Source organism: Paenibacillus cucumis (ex Kampfer et al. 2016) (genome assembly GCF_019748695.1).
In the GTDB taxonomy this organism is placed as follows: Bacteria; Bacillota; Bacilli; order Paenibacillales; family Paenibacillaceae; genus Paenibacillus; species Paenibacillus polysaccharolyticus.
The window spans coordinates 128,574-148,423 of record NZ_JACLIC010000024.1 but is presented as its reverse complement, the minus strand read 5'-3'; the positions used below and the strand labels follow the sequence as shown (position 1 = coordinate 148,423).

Sequence of the window (19,850 nt, the reverse complement as noted above, 5' to 3'; positions counted from 1 at the left end):
CTTAATCAGAGGATGATCAGGCTGATGAATCCAATACAATCCATGAACTGGAGAACGCATAAATCCGAAGGGATGTGCGTTTTTTTTGTTCATACAGGAGAGACGTTGCTTCAGACGTAAGGGTGTGCTTTTTATACAAAAAAGGGCCGGACGTTATTCACGTTCAGCCCTTCGGAATTTTACCCTTTACCAAAATCATGCTTCTGCTGGCTGTTTCGCCTCACATTGCAACAAAGAGAAGCCGTATGCGCCGAGCTCCAAGGTCAACTTGTTCTGTCTTGCCTCAACCGAAGCCGCAGTATACAAGTCACGCCATACGTTATGATCTCCCCATCCAAGCTCCAGTGTACGAGGCTCATCACTGGCATTGATCACCAGTACCATACGTTCTCCCGTCTCCGAATCCACACGTTCCATAGCAAGGCAAGGATCACCTGCTTCGGCATACATAATCTTTAACCCCGCGCTGCGCAAAGCTGGATGTTTCTTTCGTACCTCAATCGTATGGATGAAAAATTCAAGCAGTTCCCGGTTCTGTTTGCCCACGTCCCACTCCATACATTTGCGGCAACCCGGGTCATATCCACCGTCCAGTCCGACCTCATCTCCATAATAGACGCAAGGCGCACCCGGATAGGAGAAAAGCAACGTGACAGCCAATTTCATTTTGCGTATATCGCCATCACATAACGTCAGTAACCGCGGCGTATCGTGGCTGCCCAGCAGGTTAAACGCTGCTTCGGTAACGGGTTGGGAGTACGCAGCAAGCAGTTTGCCAATCTCGTTGGCGAATCCGAGTCCATCCAGCTTGCCGTGCACGGCATAATCCAGTACGGAGTTGGTAAAAGGGTAGTTCATGACTGCATCGAACTGGTCGCCTTGCAGCCACATTAATGAATCATGCCAGATTTCACCGAGCAGATAAGCATCGGGCTTGATCGCTTTGACCGTCTGACGGAATTCACGCCAGAACTGGTGATCCACCTCATTGGCCACATCCAGTCGCCAACCGTCAATATCCATCTCCTCTATCCAGTAGCGTGCAACCTCAAGCAGGTACGCTTTGACATCCGGGTGCTCCGTGTTGAGCTTCGGCATGAGCGGCTCAAAGGCAAAGGTTTCGTAGGTTGGAATGCCATCCTCAACCCGTGGCGGCCAATCCTTGATGTAGAACCAGTCTGCATAAGGGGAATTAGCGCCATTTTTCATGACGTCGACAAAAGGAGGAAACTCTCTTCCCGAATGGTTAAATACAGCATCCAGAACGACTCGTATACCACGAGCATGACATGCGTCCACTAGCATTCTCAATTGTTCATTCGTGCCAAACTGAGGATCAACTTTCAAGTAATCCGCGGTGTTGTATTTATGGTTGGTCGTGGCCTCGAACAATGGACAGAAATAGATGGCTGTGATCCCGAGTTTATGAAGATGATCCAGATGATCCATCACGCCTTGCAGGTCTCCGCCAAAGAAATTGGTAGGTGTAGGCGTACCGCCCCAAGACTCAGCATTTGCTGGCGTTAGAGATGGGTCGCCATTCGCAAAACGTTCGGGGAAAATTTGATAAAATACAGCATTTTTAACCCATGCAGGCGGTTCAAAAATATCAACCGGATTCATGAATGGAAAATCAAACATTTCCAGCGGATGATCCGGCAGTGCCTGTTCAAATCCTCGCTCTGTCATCCACACAGAAACTTCCCCCTGGATTAGCTGAAAGGCATAACGGAGTCTGCGGTAAGGCGGAGATGTCTCGGCTTCCCAGTAATCAAACATTTCGTCCCGGGCGAAAATTCGCATAGGAATATGTGTGATCGTCCGATCCCAGGCATATTTATCCCCTGTAATCGCAATGACGGCATCCAAATCTCCCCGTTTGGAGCGCAAACGAAGATGCATGGTTGTGCGATTATACGCATAAGACCAGTTCAGTTTGGGACGATGATAGATCGCTTCTAAAATCATAGATATCACTCCTTGGCACATGGTTAAATGCAAATTAGGGCTAGAGAATGCCGTGGAAAACGCGTATAAAACGCAAAAAAGGCACAACCTCTCATGTTCACGAGGTTGTACCTTTCGGCAGCATAGCCTTTTGATTATACGGTTATTATACGAATTATTTTTGCGAAAGAAAACACTTTTTTTCCTTAATTATCAATTAATTATGGAGCGGAGTATACTACATCTGGAATCCCAGTTGTTCTCCGTATGTCTTAACTTCTTTGAGGTACTGCTCGATGCTCTTCTTACCCGCAGCAATCTTGTCATTGCCCTGCTTGAGGAACGTACGGTTTATTGTTGTTTTAGACACGGCCTTTTTGAACAACTGATAACCTTCCAGTTGTGCGTAGCTGCCTCTAATCAATTTGTCATGGATTTTTTTCAACTCCGTATTCTCCGGTTTGATCTGCTTTAGCATGGAAACATACTTTGTGTAATTCGGGATAGCTGTGTTGTTTAACGTCAAAAAGAAAGATTTGCGATTGGCAGAGGTGATGTATGTGTTTCCGCCTATGGCGTTTATAGCTTTCGTTTCATAAACAGCCGCTGCTTCCAATGCATCTAAATAATCCAGAAAATCTTGGTCATCCGCCGTAAGTTCCTGTTCTTCCTGGTTGATTGTCTCTTCCGTGTTTACCTCGTCCGAAATCACAGTGGAATTGTCTGCTGCCGCAGCGTAATGCCCTGTTGGAAGAACTATGCCGCCGATCAACGCCATACTCATCAGGATCGAAAGAATCCAATTTTTTTTCATAATGTCCGTCCCCTGTCTCTATATGTGATTTTATTCCAAGGGATAATCTAACATAAGAAGAGTTTTATTTACAGGAATAATTTAGGAATAAATGATGAGTTATATGAGCCGACTCTAAGTACGAAAAGTACAAAGTACGGTCAAATTATTCATAAATATAAGACTTTTATGTATAAATATTAATTTACTTGTATACCGTCACATCATGAAATAGAAGGATAGTTCAAGTTGTATTTGGACCAGAAGAAGTAGGTGACAATTGACATAAGTGGTTACACCAACGTTGGATAATATCGATTTATATTATATGTATTCACCTGAAATTTGCTTTTATAGCGGCGTTTATAGAATAAATGAAGCTGGATATGAATCGTAAATATTTTTCCAAATAAGTGCTTGTCTAAATCACCCAACTCCATTACAATACAATTGATAATGAGATTCAATATCATTTAGAGTGAAAAGGGGAGACGGGTTCCATGTTTCGATTCAGCAAAAAGTTATATATTTATGCAGCACTTATTCTTATGATTTCGCTGCTGGCTGGCTGTGCTTCAGGGGGAAGTGCGGGTACAACCAATACAGCAAGCTCAGCAACAAGTGGTAAAAGTGCTGAAGGTAGCACGGATGGAGATCAAGCGGTCAAAGCTACAGACGAGACTCGGGTAATCAAACATGCCATGGGGGAAACAAAGATCACGGGAACTCCGCAACGAATCGTGACACTGTTCCAAGGTGCGAATGATGTCGTTGTTGCACTTGGCGTGAAACCGGCAGGTGTCGTGGAATCATGGGTGCAGCAGCCGGTATATGAATATCTGCGTAAAGATCTGGATGGCGTACCGCAAGTAGGTCAGGAATCCCAGCCGAATCTGGAAGAAATCAACAAGTTGAAGCCTGATCTTATTATTGCTACCAAAATTAGAGATGAAGAAATCTATGATCAGCTGTCCCAGATCGCACCAACGGTCGTGACCGAAACGCTGTTCGATTGGAAAGAAACATTGAAGATGGTCGGGGAAGCCATGAACAAAACAGAGCAATCGAATAAGCTACTTGCCGATTGGGAGACACGCGTAGCGGATTTCAAAGAGAAAATGGGTGACCGTCTGCCGATTGAAGCAACCATTACTAACTTCAGAGCAGATCAGGTTCGTATTTTCTACATGGGTTATGCAGGTAAAATTCTGAAGGAACTTGGATTTACAAGACCAGCGGGCCATGATGCAGATAAATGGGGTGTTGAACTGACATCCAAAGAGGCCATTCCGGATATGAATGCAGACATGATTTTTAATTTCAATTCAGGTACGGATACGGCTGCGATCGAGAAAAATTATAAAGATTGGACGAGCAGTCCGCTCTGGAAAAACCTTGATGCTGTGAAAAACAATCAATTGTACCAGGTCGATGAGGTAGCCTGGAACATGGCAGGCGGATATACATCAGCCAACATGATGCTGGACGATCTATACAAGCTCTTCAACCTGAATAAATAATAACCGGATCAGGATCTGCCATGCACCAGAACTTTCGTTAGCAAAGTGTATGGGCAGGCAGGTCCTGTTTCACTTCATAGATGAAAGAGTGAGAGTATGTTTCCCCTTTTTACCAAGGCAAGTGCGAAAATATACGGGTTAGTTGGTTTGTTCATTCTTATGCTAGTCGCTGCAACCGCCAGCATGATTCTGGGACGCACACCGATTACGTTTCATATGTTGTGGGATGCGGTTCAGTCCTATGATGAAACATTAGTAGAGCATGTGGTTCTTCTGACAGAGCGATTGCCACGCACGATTATTGCGGCTGTTGTAGGGGCAAGTCTGGCTGTTGCAGGCGGACTGATGCAGGCACTGACGCGTAATCCGCTCGCTTCCCCGAGTGTGTTCGGGATCAACGCAGGTGCAATTTTCTTTATTGTTATTGCTGTTGTCGTATTGTCCGTGTCTTCGTTAACCACGATGATGTGGTTTGGATTTGCCGGAGCGGCAATCTCGGCAGCTATTGTATATGGTTTGGGTTCACTGGGGCGTGATGGTCTGACGCCAATCAAAATTATATTAGCGGGTACCGCTATTTCAGCCTTGTTTGCCTCTTTTACGCAAGCGATTCTTGTTCTGGACGGCACAGGACTGCAGGATGTTCTGTTCTGGCTTGCCGGTTCGGTAAGTGGGCGAACACTAGAAATGCTGTATCCCGTTTTACCTTATATGGCGGTAGCCGCAGTGGTGTCGTTATTTATGGGGAGAGCTATCAATTTGTTATTAACAGGGGATGACATTGCCAAAGGCATGGGACAGAACGTGCTTCTGGTCAAAGTGATGATGGGAATCGTTACGGTAGTACTCGCGGGTGGTTCTGTAGCAGTTGCCGGTTCCATAGGTTTGGTGGGTCTGGTCGTACCACATATCATGCGTGCATTTGTTGGTAATGACTACCGCTGGCTTGTCCCGTATTGCTTCTTGGGTGGAGCGATATTGCTAATGTCAGCTGATGTCGTAGCAAGGCTTGTCATTATGCCGCAGGAAGTTCCACTGGGTGTAATGACGGCATTAATCGGCGGACCCTTCTTCATCTATATCGCCCGGAAGGGGGTGACGAAGATATGAGGAAGATGCTGACGTATCGGAATAAAAAAGATACTGTTTCCATTCAAGTGGAACGTAAGTCCGTGATGGTTATCGCTGTATGTGTCCTTCTGTTTCTGGTAGCAGGGGTAGTCGGAACAAGCTTAGGCAGTGACTTTATTTCTCCACTGGACGTCCTTCGCACCATCTTTGGACTGAATGCAGGAGAGCATGATTTCGTCGTGCTGACACTCAGGCTTCCACGTGTATTGTTATCTCTGCTTGTCGGGGCCGCACTGGGAATGTCGGGAGCACTGCTCCAGGGAATTATCCGTAATCCACTTGCCTCACCTGATGTCATCGGTATAACTGGTGGTGCTGCAGTGGCAGCTGTAGGATTTGTAACATTACTGGGTGGAGCCGTAAGCATTAAATTGCTACCACTTTTTGCGGTCATGGGTGCGATGGTCACAGCATTTATCATTTATATCTTGGCCTGGAAAAAAGGAGTCAGTCCGATCCGGCTGGTGCTGATCGGTATAGGCGTATCGGCTATAACGGGCGCTGGCACGACCTTTATGTTGATTCTAAGCCCCTTTTATACAGCAAGTCAGGCTTATATCTGGCTAACTGGAAGCATCTATGGAGCCACATGGACAGATATTCAGACGATATTACCTGTGATTATCATCGTCCTGCCCCTCGCCATGTGGTTTGGTCGCAGTTTGAATGCACAGGAGTTCGGAGATGACCTTGCCACAGGGCTTGGCGTTACGGTGCAATGGCATCGATCTGCCTTGTTATTATGCAGTGTGCTTCTCGCCGGGATTGCTGTGTCTGTCGCAGGTACGATTGGCTTTGTGGGTTTAATTGCTCCTCATATTGCACGAAAACTGGTAGGGCGGATGTTTGGCAGTTTGCTGCTGGTATCCGGCTTTGTAGGTGCTTTATTGGTATGTACAGCCGATCTCATTGCCCGAACAGTATTTCTGCCGCTGGATATCCCTGCAGGCGTATTTACCGCAGGTATTGGAGCACCGTTTTTTCTGTATCTATTATTTAAGAATCGAAACCATTATTGAGGAGGAGAGAGCCGTGAGTATTCTGGAAGCCAAGGAGCTTACCATCTCCTATGGAGCAGATCCGATTATTGAAAACCTGAACCTGACCATTCCGAAGGGAGAGATTACAGTCCTGATCGGCAGTAATGGTTGCGGCAAATCGACGCTGCTACGTACGCTGGCAAGACTGCTGAAGTCCAACTCAGGCACTGTGCTACTGGATGGTGAGGAGATTGCAAAGCTACCCACCAAAGAAATCTCAAGACGCATGTCTATTCTGCCCCAAGGACCGACGGCACCGGAAGGTTTGACCGTGAACCAGCTGGTTCGCCAAGGACGCTATCCTCATCAGACATGGCTTAAACAATGGTCGCGTGAGGATGAGCGCATGGTTGAACTGGCTCTTGCGTCCACACATCTGACAGAACTTGCAGATCGTCCTGTTGATGCGTTATCCGGTGGTCAGCGTCAACGTGCATGGATCGCGATGACCTTGGCACAAGGTACAGAAACATTGCTGCTGGACGAGCCTACAACGTATCTGGATATGACACATCAGATTGATATTCTGGACCTGCTGTTTGAATTAAATGAACGGGAAGGGCGTACCATCGTGATGGTGCTTCACGACCTGAATCTGGCTTGCCGATACGCACATCATATCGTTGCGGTTCACAACAAGTCCATCTACGCAGAGGGCAAACCGGAGGATATTATCACTCGTGACCTCGTGCGAAACGTTTTTCAGATGGAGTGTGACATTGCTGTAGATCCGTTATTCGGTACACCCACCTGTATCCCGCACGGAAGAGGCAGGAAGCTGCATGAAACGCAGCAACGTTATACACAGATGGCTTGATAAACAAGAGCTTCGAGGCACCTGTTGGTCAAAAATACCCGTAATGCTGAATCGGTACGTTTGCTTTGCCTTTTTTGGCAAATGCTACGATTCTTATAGCATCATGGACACAGGCGTATACGTCATGTTCTTACGGCCATCCACCCCCAAAATTATTCCTCAGTACCATCAATTTATTGTCATGGGGATAACGAAACGGGCAAGCAGAGGATTTGGAAACTCCATAGCTTGCCTTGTTTGTTATGCCTAAGTATGCCAATACTCCACGATTACAATGCCAATACCCTTCTGAAATAAAGATATTTTTTCCTTAAAAGTTTCATATTGACAACGGGTGAATAATTACCATAAAATAGATTTTGTGTGATACTGATAATCATTATCAATAAAATCAACCGATAGGAAGGTCGGATATGAATTTACTTCGTTCCAAATGTTCCGTATTTCCAGAAGGTTTTGAGAATCTACAGAATCGGCTGATTCTGAACAAAGCAAGAGAGATGGGGATTGGCTGCGAGTTGCTAGTGGATGGTTGTGAGGATTTTCTAAAACTGTCCTTGGAGCACAAACAGATCATCATTAACAAAACGAGAACTCACCGGCTACCGCTGATCGCAGGACTGCTTGCCAAGAATAAACAGGCATGTAATCTGATCCTGCATGAACAGGGGATGCCAGTTCCCCCTCATATCGTTGTAGCGGCCATGGGAGAAGAGGCCGAAGTTTTCCTTCATCAATACAGTTCCATCGTAGTCAAACCACTGGATTCGAGCAGCAGTCAGGGGGTTACGCTGGATGTACGCACCGTTGCTGAGTTGGAAGCGGCAATTCATCTCGCAACCCAATATGGCAGTAGCATTTTGCTACAACAATATGTCATTGGAACCGACTACCGGGTGTTAATTATCAACGAACAGGTAGCGGCGGTTAACCAATACCGTCCTGTGTATGTGACGGGCAACGGCAGCTCATCTGTCCGTGAACGGATTGAAATGCTGAACCGGAACCGCATGCAGGACACAGAGATCGGTGCGTACGAATCTTTCCCCGCGATTGACCTAGAAAATACTCATCTGCTGGATACATTGCATAAGCAAGGACTTGCTTTGAATGACGTGTCTCCTGTGGATCAGGAGATTGAACTGTATGACCTCCGTAATTCGGCAGCCGGAAAGATCAGTGAATTTTACAGCGATTGTACGGATGACATTCACCCGGATAATGCCCGCATGATGATACAGGCAGCCCGAGCGCTCCAGATTGACGTTGCAGGTATCGATGTTCGCTGTAAGGACATTCGAGTACCTATTACAACCGAACAGGGCGGTATTCTGGAGGTCAACGCCTTGCCAGATCTCACTCACCATGTATATCCACATGGCGGCACGACACGAGACGTTGTGCGTCAGTATCTGGAATATCTCAGTCAGAGTTAGCGGTTAGCACTATTCAATAACGAATGAACAGGCAATTTGAGCCTGAATTGATAAAAAGGGGCGTTAGAGAGTTATGTCAGTAGAGGTACAGACGGAATACCTGAAGCTGCAGAACGAAAAGGAGTCCAACGCACGAGCGTACCCACGGCATTTCCCGCTCGTCATCAGCAAAGCTCAAGGCATCAAGATCACGGATACGGAAGGCCGTGAGTATTACGATTGCTTGGCAGGTGCGGGAACACTCGCGCTTGGACATAACCATGAATCAGTCGTTGGTGCTATTCGGGATGTTCTGGATCAGCAGATTCCATTACATACACTCGATTTGGCCACACCACTTAAGCTTTCGTTTATGCAAGAGATATTCTCTTTACTGCCCGATGAGATGCGGAATACATCCAAAATTCAGTTCTGCGGCCCAACGGGAGCGGATGCGGTCGAAGCCGCAATTAAGCTGGTGAAGCATGCTACAGGCGGGAAGTCCATTCTGGCTTTCCAAGGTGGATACCACGGTTCAACCCAAGCGACGATGTCCATGAGCGGCAATTTGAGTAAAAAAGAAAACCTGCAAAGTCTCCTGCCGGATGTGCATTTCTTGCCATTTCCCTATGAATATCGTTGTCCGTTTGGTGTTGGCGAAGGCATGACTGCCCGATTAAGTGCACAGTATATCGAGAATGTACTGGATGATTGCGAGAGCGGAATAGCTGCACCGTGCGGAGTGATCGTAGAAACGGTACAGGGAGAGGGTGGAGCGATTCCTGCAGATATTGAGTGGCTGAAAGAGTTACGCCGAATCACTGCGGAACGAAATATTCCGCTCATTATTGACGAAGTGCAGACCGGCATTGCACGTACGGGGCGGATGTTTTCGTTTGAACATGCGGGCATTGTGCCTGATGTCATTATTTGCTCAAAAGCCGTAGGTGGCAGTCTTCCCATGTCGGTTGTGATCTATAAGGAGGAGCTGGATCAGTGGAAACCCGGTGCGCATACGGGCACATTTCGTGGCAATCAGCTGGCCATGGCAGCAGGTCTAGCCACGCTCCGTTATATTCGGGAGCAGAATGTGATGCAGAACGTGCATCTGCGTAGTGAGCAGTTCATGGCAAGGTTACAGGCGATGAAAAGCCGTTTTGCCGAGATTGGCGATGTTCGTGGCCGAGGGCTAATGATCGGTGTTGAAGTGGTTAACCCGCAAGGGGGTAAGGATCGTCTTGGACATTATCTACAGCATGGTGAACTAGCGTCCATTATACAGCAGCAATGTTTCCGTAATGGACTCATTGTGGAAGTCGGCGGACGTCATTCTGCGGTTGTGCGTTTCTTGCCGCCGCTGAATATTACGGAGAAGGAAGCAGGCGAGGTACTCGCGATCTTTGAGCGATCGGTATCGGAAGCCATTGCATTAACGCCAACTTTATGCTGAGTGTATCGCTGCTTCGGCGGCATGCGGTTTTACTTGCCATTCTGCTGGGAGCCTTCACGCTTGTGCTTACCAACAGTGCCTTTAACCTGCTGCTTCCGTATTTTATCGAATATTATGACATTTCCGCCACGGCGGGCGGCTGGATCATTGCCCTGTATATGCTCGCCATGACATTAACGATGCCGCTGGCTTCCCTGGTCGTAGATCGGCTGGGACGTAAGCAGACCTATATGCTCGGTATTTGCATCTATGGGGTATTTTCGGTGCTCGGAGCATTGCTCCATTCCTATATTGAAGTATTGCTACTTGTAAGGTTCATGCATGGTGTGGCAGCTGGCCTGATGATTCCTTTATCCCTTGTGTTGCTGTTCGATGTCTACGGCCCGGAGGTTCGAGGACGCATTACGGGTGCATGGGGACTGCTGCTGATGCTAGCTCCTGCGGCTGGACCGACCCTTGGCGGATTTATCATTCAGTATGGAAGGCTGGAGATGCTGTTCTGGTTGAATGTACCCTTGGCTGTTTTTTCATTGATCGGCTGTGGACGAGTGATTCAAGCCTACACACCTGCTCGCAGGAAAAAGTGGCATCCATCCAGTGTGATGCGGCTTGTTGGCGCAGTGGGTGCACTCAGTCTGGGCGTACAGGTGTACGCCAGCCCAGCAGTAGCTCCATGGATATCATGGACACTGATTGTGCTTGGCCTAGTGCTTCTTATTCGTTTTATCCAGGTTGAGAATGAACGTGATGAACCGCTGATCCGTTATTCGTTACTGCGGAGAAAAGGTGTATTTCCTCTTACGGTTCTGATCTCCACGATCCAGGATTGTGTCATGTTTGGCGTGATTTTTGCGCTTCCCCTGCTTTTTCAGGAGGTATTTCAGTTGTCTCCAGCGCTTTCCGGTGCCTTGTTCATTCCGCTCTCCATTTTTACGAGTCTGTTCATGTGGATCGGAGGAAACTTGCTGGATCGCGGGAGGTCACTTCAGTTTATCGCTTGGGGCACATTGCTGGTATCGATCTCTATTCTGACGTTTGCCTTTCTGCCCATGGGGGCGTCCATATGGATTATTGGGGTGCTTATGGCGTGCCGGGGCATTGGCGTAGGACTGTCCGGTATGAGCATTTCTGCAATCGGACTGCAGGCGTTACCTGAGGAAGACATGCATGAAGGATCGGTGCTGTCCACAACGATTGAACGACTGGCTTCATCGTTTGCAGTCATGGGCATGACGCTGTATTACGATATGCGCTGGCAATGGCTCGCCGGACATGGAAGAGCGATTGAGCTAGCGAAATGGGGAGCCGTTAAAGAAATATGCGTAGGTCTTGGTTGTGCCATTCTGCTGACGTTACCTCTAGTCTTACTTATAACTCGAAAGAAGGTTGGCTTCATTGTTCAAAATGGAAAACAAACTCCGGTCCAAGGCGGAGCAACAGGCCGATGAGCATTCCTGCAAGTTGCTACTGAACTGTTATATCCGTGAGCTTGGACCAAAAAAAGCAGAACATATGCAGCTTAACCCGGATACGCTGACGTATACGATTGCTTTTCCAACCAGCCGTGTAAGCGTGATGGGGTTGCTATCTTACTACTCGGCGATGGGGGAGCATGAATATCTCAGCATGAACTGGAATGGACAAGCCGTGCATAGCCGGGATCTGGTACGCTGGATTGCGTCTGAAATTAGTGGAGATCAAGGTCGGGGAGCCGAACGCGTTCGTGAATTTACTCAAAAAGTGGAGAACAGTGTGGCTAACATGACTTTGTATATTGAGCAGGCGTCCGATCTCGGGATATATGACTATATTACCTCTGAACAATCTCTGCTGTACGGTCACCCGTTTCATCCTTTTCCCAAAAACTCCAGAGGTTTCACTGCCACGGATGTACAGCGATACAGTCCAGAACTTCGAACCTCTTTTCAGCTCTGTTACATCGCCGTAAGGCAGGATGTGTATACAGAGGAATGGGTACAACATGCGGACAAAATGGATCTGCATCAGCTTCTGGGAAGCCATGAATGGTCTGTCTCCAAAGAAAAGCTGGCCATGTATGGGATTGTGCCAATCCATCCGTGGCAGTATGCGTATATCTCCGGTCTGGACGAGGTGCAGTCCTACATCGTTGAAGAAAAGATATTGTTGCTCGACCAGGCAGGGCCCCTTGCCTATCCGACTTCTTCCGTACGTACAGTATACATTCCGGATTGGAACTGCAACATCAAGCTGTCGCTGCATATGCAGATTACGAATATGATTCGCACCAATAGTGCCGAGCAGATGCGGCGGACACTGGATGCGTCCAATTATGTGTGGCAACAGGGCTGTTTCGAAGCGGAGCCTTGTACCCATATCGCATATGAGACAGGTGTAGCGACATGTAAGTTTGAGGACGAAGAACTTACCCGATTATTCACCGTTGCTTATCGTCCGATTGAGTTCGACGCTGCGAGTACCTATGTATTGTCCAGTCTGGTGGAGTCGCCATTGCCAGGAGCACCATCCCGCTTAGTGACCATGCTGTGTGGTAGACAGGATGATGCCGATGTCGTTGATCGTGACAAGGTAGAGCAATGGTTGTCACGATACTTGGACTGTTCACTGTTGCCGCTTGTGCGGGCGGCTGGAGAGAAAGGCATTCATTTTGAATCCCATTTGCAGAATACGTTGGTGACGCTGGAGCAGGGCATGCCGGTTGCTTTTATCGTACGTGATCTGGAAGGGGTCAGTGTAGATGAGCAGCTAGTGGATGGATGGCAGCGGCATGAGCAAAGGGAGATTCTAAGTTCAGAAGTGTCCGAGCTGTTACGTTATTCGCGTGAGAAGGCATGGGCGCGAACCTCGTATTATTTTATCGTGAACCATCTGGGTTCGTTAATTCATGTATTGGCTCGGGATGTGAACGTATCGGAGAAATACTTCTGGATGCAGGTACGTGAGGTGCTTGAGGAAGAATGGGCACGAACAGGTAACGCTTATGTGGAGCATTTGCTGACCGCAGACGCTTTTCTGGCCAAACAAAATCTGGTGAGTTGTCTCACGGGCATTAGTCAAACTCCGGCTTATGTGCCGGTAGGTAACGTCATGAAACGTTTAGGGAGTGAAGCACGTGAGATTCGTGGAAATCGGCAATGAGGCAGAAGAGAAGAAGGAAAGTAAACCAGCAGAAATGTTAAAAACAGAGACAACTGAAATAAGCGGAACAAGTGGAACAAATAAAATTAACAGCACGAGTGAACGAAGCGGAAAAAACGAACCTAATGAATCACACGAATCACCCCAATCAAATGAATCACATCAACCAAACATAGCGGGTAAAGGACGTAGAACGCCAAATGACAGTACAGTCCCTGTGTACGTGGAAGTTCAGGAAAGGATCATACGCCAGGCGCTGGAAGCGATGTGGTTCGAAGACATCTTGGATCGTCAGGTGAGAGGGAGTGAGTGGTCGACCTGCGGTGTTACTGCAACTGGTGAATCCGTGGTGTATACGTGTGACGCAGAGCAGAAGTTTTCGTTTGGAAGGGTGAAGGTGAAGGTCGGGTCGATCAAGCGAGAAGGCGTTCTCTGCACGGATCTGGATGTGTTTTTGGAAGAGATGGTGCTGAATCGTTTGCAGGGTGCGAAACTGACGGCATTTGTTCAGGAATTGCAAGAAACGATGGCTAAAGACAGTCAGTGCCGGGCTTTGTTGTCTCTTCGCATTCCGGCAGGGGATCGTCACTACGATGCGCTGGAAAGTCACATGACTGATGGCCATCTGTATCATCCAAGCTACAAGTCCAGGTTAGGATTCTCGCTGAAAGACAATCTAGCCTATGGCCCCGAGTTCAATGCCGACGTTCCACTCATTTGGGTTGCGGTGAGAAAAGAATTGGCTCAAGCGGCTACATCCGATGGATACGAAATGGCAGCACTGCTGGAACAGCATCTGACCAAGGAAGATTTGCAGCAATTTCGTCAGGTGATTTCGGACAAAACGGCTTCCTTACATATGGATGCTTACGTATTCATTCCGATTCATCCGTGGCAGTGGGAGCACGCGATCGAATCCATATTTGCCAAACAACTAATGGATGGAGACATCATATATCTGGGGGCTTCGGCCTCAACCTATCGTGTGCAACAATCCATTCGTTCCCTCTCAAATCGTGAAAATCCAGAAGCACCTTACATCAAGCTGGCTTTAAGTATTACGAACACATCTAGCACACGTATTCTTGCCCAACATACAACGCAAAACGCCCCCCTGATTAGTGACTGGCTGGATCAACTGGTACGCGAGGATGAGGTGTTACAGCGGGAGCAGTTTGCCATTTTAAAAGAAATCATGGGTCTTTCGTTCCGTTATGAACAATTACCTGTTACGCAGTACGGCCGCGCTTACGGCACCCTGGGAGCGATCTGGCGGGAGAATGTATCCGTTCACCTGAATGAGGGCGAGACGGCTTGGCCACTGAATGCTCTTATGCTGGTGCAACGAAACGGGGTTCCTTATATCCAGGAGGCGATCGAGCGACATGGGGTTCAGCTATGGGCAGAGGCCTTGGTGCATACACTTACACTGCCTGTTATTCATCTTTTGTATGCGCACGGAATTGCGTTTGAATGCCATGCCCAGAATATCATTTTGGTGTTGGAAAATGAGTTGCCGAAACGCATCATCCTGAAAGATTTACATGATGGCGTTCGTTATGTCCCGGATCAGCTACTACACCCGGAACGTGCACCGAAGCTGCATCCTGAACCGGAAACTCATCGCAAATTCAATCGATATTCGTTCATATATGCCGGAGATGTGTCGGAGGTACGTGACTATACGTACGATGCGTTCTTTTTTATCTGCATGACGGATATTGCGCTGTCGCTGGAGCCATATGGTTTGTCCGAAGAAGCCTTTTGGCAACTGTGTGCCGGAGTAATTATGGGTTATCAGCAGCAGCATCCCGAGTATGCCGAGCGGTTTGACATGTTTGATCTTTTGGCAGAGGATGCCCTGATTGAAGAGATGACGAAGCGGCGTTTGTATGGGGATGGGGAATTATATTTCCGCAAAACAAACAATCCACTCCGGTTAGCCAAGGATATGATTGAACAGAAGGCAGCAAACCGATGAGGAAGAATACGCTTCAGGAAAAAATTGCTCGCAAACAGCAGGTATTCGGCTTATTTGTATCTATTCCACATCCGATCATCATCGAGATGATTGGTCATGCCAACTATGATTTTGTCATCATTGATCTGGAGCATACGTCAACGTCGATGGAATCGTTAGAAGAGATGATAAGAGCCGCCGAACTGGTTGGTATTACACCACTTGTACGTATTGCGAAGGTCGAGCGCACGGAGATTCTAAAGGTACTGGACTGCGGGGCACAGGGGATCGTGATTCCTCATGTGGAGACGCTCTCGCAAGTGAAAGAAGCCGTACATCATGCATATTACCATCCATTGGGTATGCGCAGTCTTAACAGTGGACGTCCAGGTGTATTCGGTAAATTCCCGCTAACGGAATACATTACGGAAGCCAACTCGCAGGTGATGATCGTGCCGATGATTGAAAGTGTGAAAGGGGTACGTCAGAGCTCGGAGATTTTATCTCATCCGCAGGTGAGCTTTGTGCTGGAAGGTGCAGCGGACTTATCACAATCACTTGGTGTGCCTTGGCAGACCAACCACCCGGATGTGAGAGAAGCACTAGGCGTATTGTATGAGAACGCGCAACAATTCGGCGTACCTTATGCAACAGTCACCCGAGGAATGGAAGATATGGCGGTATGGCGTGAGCGTGGTGTGCACATCTATGTGCTGGGGGATGACCGGAATACGGCATTTCGGGCCTACGCCCAAAAGCGGAATGACTATGGAAGCGCAGGTGGACAGTTATGAAAACCAGTGTACAGCAAGCCTTAGATGCGATCCAACGCGAAAAGAATGAACCGATCTGCGCGTACATTTACGATCTGGCAGGTATTCGGGAGCAGGTACGTGGTATGTTGCAAACGATGCCATTAAATACGCGGTTATTCTATGCCATCAAAGCCAATCCCGATCCACGCATTATTGAAGCGCTACTTCCACTCGTGAAGGGTTTCGAGGTGGCATCTATTGGCGAGCTGCTCAAGGTTCGGGCGGTGAGCCAGGAAGTTCCGATCCTGTTTGGCGGCCCGGGTAAGAAGGAGAGCGAGCTGAAGCTGGCGATCGAGCATAACGTGAGTTATATCCATGTAGAGAGCCTGCTGGAGTTGCGCCGTATCATTGCGATTGCCAAAGAGCGAGAGCAAGAAAGAGAAGATGGAAAAGTACGAGGAAGAGAACAAGTTAGAGAACGAGGACAAGGAAGAGGGCAAGACATAGTAAGAGGACAAGTGCGAGAGACAGGATATGAGCGAGAGGAACAGGCACTAGCACAAATACAAACACATGTACAAGCTGGGAAAGGGCAGACAAGAGAGCAACAAAAGCCCGAGGTGCGTGTGTTGCTCCGCATCAATTTGCGAAGTAACACCTTGCCACAGACCAAAATTGTGATGGGCGGCGGCCCTAGTCCTTTTGGTATCGATGAAGAGTCGGTGGACGAAGCGATGGAGCTGATTCGTGTGGAAGGCGCGGGTTCGGTTCGGTTATGCGGATTCCATTTCCACTCCCTGTCGAACAATATGGACGCCAGACTGCATGCCGAGATGATCGAGCTATATTTGCAAAAGGTGGAGCACTGGCAACAGCAATATAACTTGCAGGTGGACGTGGTCAATGCAGGCGGAGGGTTTGGTGTGACGTATGACGGCAGTCCGGGCTTCGACTGGTCTTTATTTACTGGACTTTTGCAACAGAGTGAAGCCGTAAAGCGCCTTGCTACCCATGGGGGAGAATTGCTCTTTGAATCAGGTCGCTTGTTAGTGGCAGATCACGGTTATTATGCAACCGAGGTAACGGATATTAAACGTTCGCACGGACAGATGTTTGTCATTTTAAGGGGAGGTACACATCATCATCGGCTGCCTGCGTCATGGGGACATAATCATCCCTTCCACATTGTATATACGGATCGATGGAAGCATGAGTTTACAAGACCCGAGGTGCGGAGAGAGCGAGCCCATATTGTAGGTGAATTATGTACGCCGAAGGATCGGATGCACTCCGATGCAGAGATTGACTGTTTAAGAGTCGGCGATGTGATTGTGTTCGAAAAATCCGGTGCGTACGCCTGGACGATCTCGCATCATGATTTTCTGGGGCATCCGCACCCGGCATTCCACTATTTGATGGAGGGTGATGAACATGTCAACGTTAATGCAACGTTCCAGTCGGCAAACTGCTGAACAGCAGGTGATGTCCGATCTGATGAATAGTCTGTTCGCTGAGCAGTTACTTCCACTGCAAGGTCATCATTTTGTTGATTTTGCTACTGCACCTGCACAGCTTCGACAGTTATATGATGGGGTTGGAGCGGACTTGGAAGAGAAGCACGAGAAAAAACGTACAACTCATCAAGTAGCTGAGGATACGTCCGCAGTTACGCTGCCTTTCAGTCTGGGTTTGCATACCGAAGGTGTACTTTGTCTAGTTCAAAACGGAGTAAGACAAGGCATTCTGTGGGTTCAGGGATCACCGATCTATCAGCAACATTCAGACGGTAGCTGGACGATGCTTGATACTCCGGCGGCGGTGGGGCGTGCGGTATTACAACGGGCATTATCCGAAGATGAATTTAAGCAACCGGGCGTGGCAGATTTTCTGGCAAGTTTGGACATGGCTGTAGAGCAATATGAACTTGGCTGGAATCAGGTGCAGACGTTGTCTGCTTATCATCCGAAGTCCGCATATGAATGGTTTGTGAAAAGTGAGCGTATTGCTGCGCTTCGGGATCGCCCGTTCCATCCTTCCTCCAAAGCGAAGGTTGGATTCAGCGCCGAAGATGTTAAGGTATACGCAGCCGAGTTCGGTAAGGAGATTCGATTGCGCTGGGTAGCGATCAAGCGGGATGCTGTGCAACAAGGTTGTGAAGACGGCTTGTCAATTCTGGATATGCTGTATGATGCTCAGCGAGAGGAAGTTCAGGCTGAATGCTCTCGCAGAGGTTTGTCGATGGACGAGTACTTGCCTATGCCCGTGCATCCTTGGCAGCTGGAACACATCATTTTGCCGCGATTTACGAAAGAAATCGTAGAAGGCAGCATTGTGGTGCTGGATGTGCAGATCGGAGATGTATTTGCTACGTCATCTCTGCGGTCGATGGCTCAAGCGGCTGAGTCTGCACTCATGCTCAAGTTGCCCGTTAGTGTGCTGTCGCTCGGTGCCGCGCGATATCTTCCGGTTGTTAAGCTGCTGAATGGACTTGTGGGAGAGAAGATGTTAAGGCAGGCAGTGGCTTGCGACGAGACATTGAAAGACAAAGTATACATGTGTGAGGAGCAGAACTGGTGGGGCTTCATGCCGGAGTCCATGGGATTGTTCGACGATCACCCGCGGCATCTGGCAGCACAGATTCGTGTATATCCCGCCGAACTGCTGGATGATGCCTACAAAATTGTGCCGATGGCTGCACTCGGCGTAAATCTGGATGGGCACCATCTGCTCACCGAAATCATGGGCAGGAATCTGAGTGTAGAAGATGTTCTGGAGTTCTACAATCGAATTGCGACTACATTCTATGATATCGTGATGCGTTTGTTCAAGGTGGGGGTTGTACCGGAGATTCATGGTCAGAACTGCTGTCTGGTGTTGGAGCATAATCAGGTGAAGGGATTATTATTCCGGGACCATGACTCTGTCCGTCTGCATCAACTGTATCTGGACAAGCACGGAATTGCTGATCCGGGATATCATATTCGTCCGGGTTATTCGAACAGTCTCTATAATGAGACGATCCAGAAGCTGATCTTTTATGTGCAGTCCCTTGGGACGCAGGTGAATCTGGCTGCGATCATGGAAGCGATGAGCGAAGTGTACAACATCCCGGAAACGAAGTTCTGGGAGATCACGGAGCAGGCCTGGCGGGAAGCGTTGCACGAGGTGCGGCTTCCCGAGACGGATCGGTCCACGCTGGAGCGCGTGATCTTCGAGAGCGAGGCGTGGCCTGTGAAGTTAGTTGTCCGTCCGCTACTTGAGGCGGACGGTGTGCCAGGCGCGATGCCATCGGGCAAAGGCCAAGGGTGGAACCCTTTTTACAAGGCGTAGGATTGGATGGGAGTATTCCTCCGATAACTTAACAACGCTAACGATCTCAGATGAGCTTATTGGAGTGATATAGGGTCCTCTGGAATTCTAACGATCACCAGGGAGCTTATTTCGCAAAAAACATAGGTTTATCGCCTGTTTTCGCTTCCTTTTCTCAAAATAGGGTTCCCTGTGATCGTTAGAAAATAAAACGGTGTGATTCTGCCCAAATAGCGTCTCTGGTGATCGTTAGAAAAAGGGACAGGTGGTAAGGGGATTGATTTAAGTTAGTGAGGCTTAATTAGAGAGTCGTGATTAGAGAGATAATACGGGGAACGTAAAACAGAATTTCAACTGGTATCAGCCATTTAGAGGTGGCCCGTGCGCGGGTTACCTTCTTTTTTGCCTTTTTTTGATACTGGTTTCGTCGTAGATCGTGAGATTATGTTAAGTTGCCATACGATAAAAGATTAATGCCAGATATGAAAACGTTCACTTTTTTGTTTGATTAGTTAGATTAAATTACGTTACAAAGATGAGAGAAATGGTATAATTGTTGCATTGTTAACTGGCGA

The 19,850-nt window shown here is 48.1% G+C and carries 14 protein-coding genes; 12 read left to right on the top strand and 2 right to left on the bottom strand.

Annotation, left to right across the window (positions count from 1 at the left end):
• Positions 1-195 precede the first annotated feature (195 nt).
• Positions 196-1,968, bottom strand: a complete 1,773-nt coding sequence (locus H7T88_RS15900) for a glycoside hydrolase family 13 protein (protein ID WP_221789275.1) — start codon at positions 1,966-1,968, stop codon at positions 196-198.
• A gap of 217 nt (positions 1,969-2,185) precedes the next feature.
• Positions 2,186-2,761: a hypothetical protein gene (locus H7T88_RS15895; protein WP_221789273.1), complete on the bottom strand. Its 576-nt coding sequence runs from the start codon at positions 2,759-2,761 to the stop codon at positions 2,186-2,188.
• A gap of 479 nt (positions 2,762-3,240) precedes the next feature.
• Between H7T88_RS15895 and H7T88_RS15890 the strand changes: the two genes are divergently transcribed.
• From H7T88_RS15890 to H7T88_RS15835, 12 genes are all read left to right on the top strand, one after another.
• Positions 3,241-4,260: an ABC transporter substrate-binding protein gene (locus tag H7T88_RS15890; protein WP_154891182.1), complete on the top strand. Its 1,020-nt coding sequence runs from the start codon at positions 3,241-3,243 to the stop codon at positions 4,258-4,260.
• Between the two features lie 96 nt (positions 4,261-4,356).
• A complete protein-coding gene (locus H7T88_RS15885; RefSeq protein ID WP_221789272.1) occupies positions 4,357-5,370 on the top strand; it encodes a FecCD family ABC transporter permease in 1,014 nt (337 codons plus the stop codon).
• The gene (locus H7T88_RS15880) at positions 5,367-6,410 is read left to right on the top strand and encodes a FecCD family ABC transporter permease (protein WP_154891184.1); all 1,044 of its coding nucleotides are present in this window, start codon (positions 5,367-5,369) and stop codon (positions 6,408-6,410) included. The genes H7T88_RS15885 and H7T88_RS15880 overlap by 4 nt, the downstream gene beginning before the upstream one ends.
• A 13-nt stretch (positions 6,411-6,423) precedes the next feature.
• On the top strand, positions 6,424-7,248 hold the full coding sequence (locus H7T88_RS15875) for an ABC transporter ATP-binding protein (protein WP_221789271.1): 825 nt from the start codon (positions 6,424-6,426) through the stop codon (positions 7,246-7,248).
• A 413-nt stretch (positions 7,249-7,661) separates the two neighbouring features.
• The gene (locus H7T88_RS15870) at positions 7,662-8,684 is read left to right on the top strand and encodes an ATP-grasp domain-containing protein (protein WP_221789270.1); all 1,023 of its coding nucleotides are present in this window, start codon (positions 7,662-7,664) and stop codon (positions 8,682-8,684) included.
• Between the two features lie 73 nt (positions 8,685-8,757).
• Positions 8,758-10,113 carry a diaminobutyrate--2-oxoglutarate transaminase gene (locus tag H7T88_RS15865; protein WP_221789269.1) on the top strand — a complete coding sequence of 452 codons (1,356 nt, stop codon included), beginning with the start codon at positions 8,758-8,760 and terminating at the stop codon, positions 10,111-10,113.
• Positions 10,107-11,561: an MFS transporter gene (locus H7T88_RS15860; RefSeq protein ID WP_221789268.1), complete on the top strand. Its 1,455-nt coding sequence runs from the start codon at positions 10,107-10,109 to the stop codon at positions 11,559-11,561. Before H7T88_RS15865 ends, H7T88_RS15860 begins: the two co-directional genes overlap by 7 nt.
• Positions 11,518-13,251 carry an IucA/IucC family protein gene (locus H7T88_RS15855; RefSeq protein WP_260510946.1) on the top strand — a complete coding sequence of 578 codons (1,734 nt, stop codon included), beginning with the start codon at positions 11,518-11,520 and terminating at the stop codon, positions 13,249-13,251. Before H7T88_RS15860 ends, H7T88_RS15855 begins: the two co-directional genes overlap by 44 nt.
• Positions 13,226-15,232, top strand: coding sequence for an IucA/IucC family protein (locus H7T88_RS15850; protein WP_312027627.1), 2,007 nt, complete (start codon positions 13,226-13,228; stop codon positions 15,230-15,232). Before H7T88_RS15855 ends, H7T88_RS15850 begins: the two co-directional genes overlap by 26 nt.
• Positions 15,229-16,005, top strand: coding sequence for an HpcH/HpaI aldolase family protein (locus tag H7T88_RS15845; protein WP_221789266.1), 777 nt, complete (start codon positions 15,229-15,231; stop codon positions 16,003-16,005). Before H7T88_RS15850 ends, H7T88_RS15845 begins: the two co-directional genes overlap by 4 nt.
• Complete coding sequence (locus H7T88_RS15840) at positions 16,002-17,438, top strand: type III PLP-dependent enzyme (RefSeq protein WP_221789265.1); 1,437 nt, start codon at positions 16,002-16,004, stop codon at positions 17,436-17,438. Before H7T88_RS15845 ends, H7T88_RS15840 begins: the two co-directional genes overlap by 4 nt.
• Positions 17,398-19,296 carry an IucA/IucC family protein gene (locus H7T88_RS15835; protein ID WP_221789264.1) on the top strand — a complete coding sequence of 633 codons (1,899 nt, stop codon included), beginning with the start codon at positions 17,398-17,400 and terminating at the stop codon, positions 19,294-19,296. Before H7T88_RS15840 ends, H7T88_RS15835 begins: the two co-directional genes overlap by 41 nt.
• The last annotated feature ends 554 nt before the right edge of the window (positions 19,297-19,850 follow it).

What these genes read in the sequence shown, in the direction of transcription:
- H7T88_RS15900 (WP_221789275.1), bottom strand. Translation starts at nt 1,968, where the DNA reads ATGATTTTAGAAGCGATCTATCATCGTCCCAAACTGAACTGGTCTTAT.
- H7T88_RS15895 (WP_221789273.1), bottom strand. Translation starts at nt 2,761, where the DNA reads ATGAAAAAAAATTGGATTCTTTCGATCCTGATGAGTATGGCGTTGATC.
- H7T88_RS15890 (WP_154891182.1), top strand. Translation starts at nt 3,241, where the DNA reads ATGTTTCGATTCAGCAAAAAGTTATATATTTATGCAGCACTTATTCTT.
- H7T88_RS15885 (WP_221789272.1), top strand. Translation starts at nt 4,357, where the DNA reads ATGTTTCCCCTTTTTACCAAGGCAAGTGCGAAAATATACGGGTTAGTT.
- H7T88_RS15880 (WP_154891184.1), top strand. Translation starts at nt 5,367, where the DNA reads ATGAGGAAGATGCTGACGTATCGGAATAAAAAAGATACTGTTTCCATT.
- H7T88_RS15870 (WP_221789270.1), top strand. Translation starts at nt 7,662, where the DNA reads ATGAATTTACTTCGTTCCAAATGTTCCGTATTTCCAGAAGGTTTTGAG.
- H7T88_RS15865 (WP_221789269.1), top strand. Translation starts at nt 8,758, where the DNA reads ATGTCAGTAGAGGTACAGACGGAATACCTGAAGCTGCAGAACGAAAAG.
- H7T88_RS15860 (WP_221789268.1), top strand. Translation starts at nt 10,107, where the DNA reads ATGCTGAGTGTATCGCTGCTTCGGCGGCATGCGGTTTTACTTGCCATT.
- H7T88_RS15855 (WP_260510946.1), top strand. Translation starts at nt 11,518, where the DNA reads ATGGAAAACAAACTCCGGTCCAAGGCGGAGCAACAGGCCGATGAGCAT.
- H7T88_RS15845 (WP_221789266.1), top strand. Translation starts at nt 15,229, where the DNA reads ATGAGGAAGAATACGCTTCAGGAAAAAATTGCTCGCAAACAGCAGGTA.
- H7T88_RS15840 (WP_221789265.1), top strand. Translation starts at nt 16,002, where the DNA reads ATGAAAACCAGTGTACAGCAAGCCTTAGATGCGATCCAACGCGAAAAG.
- H7T88_RS15835 (WP_221789264.1), top strand. Translation starts at nt 17,398, where the DNA reads ATGTCAACGTTAATGCAACGTTCCAGTCGGCAAACTGCTGAACAGCAG.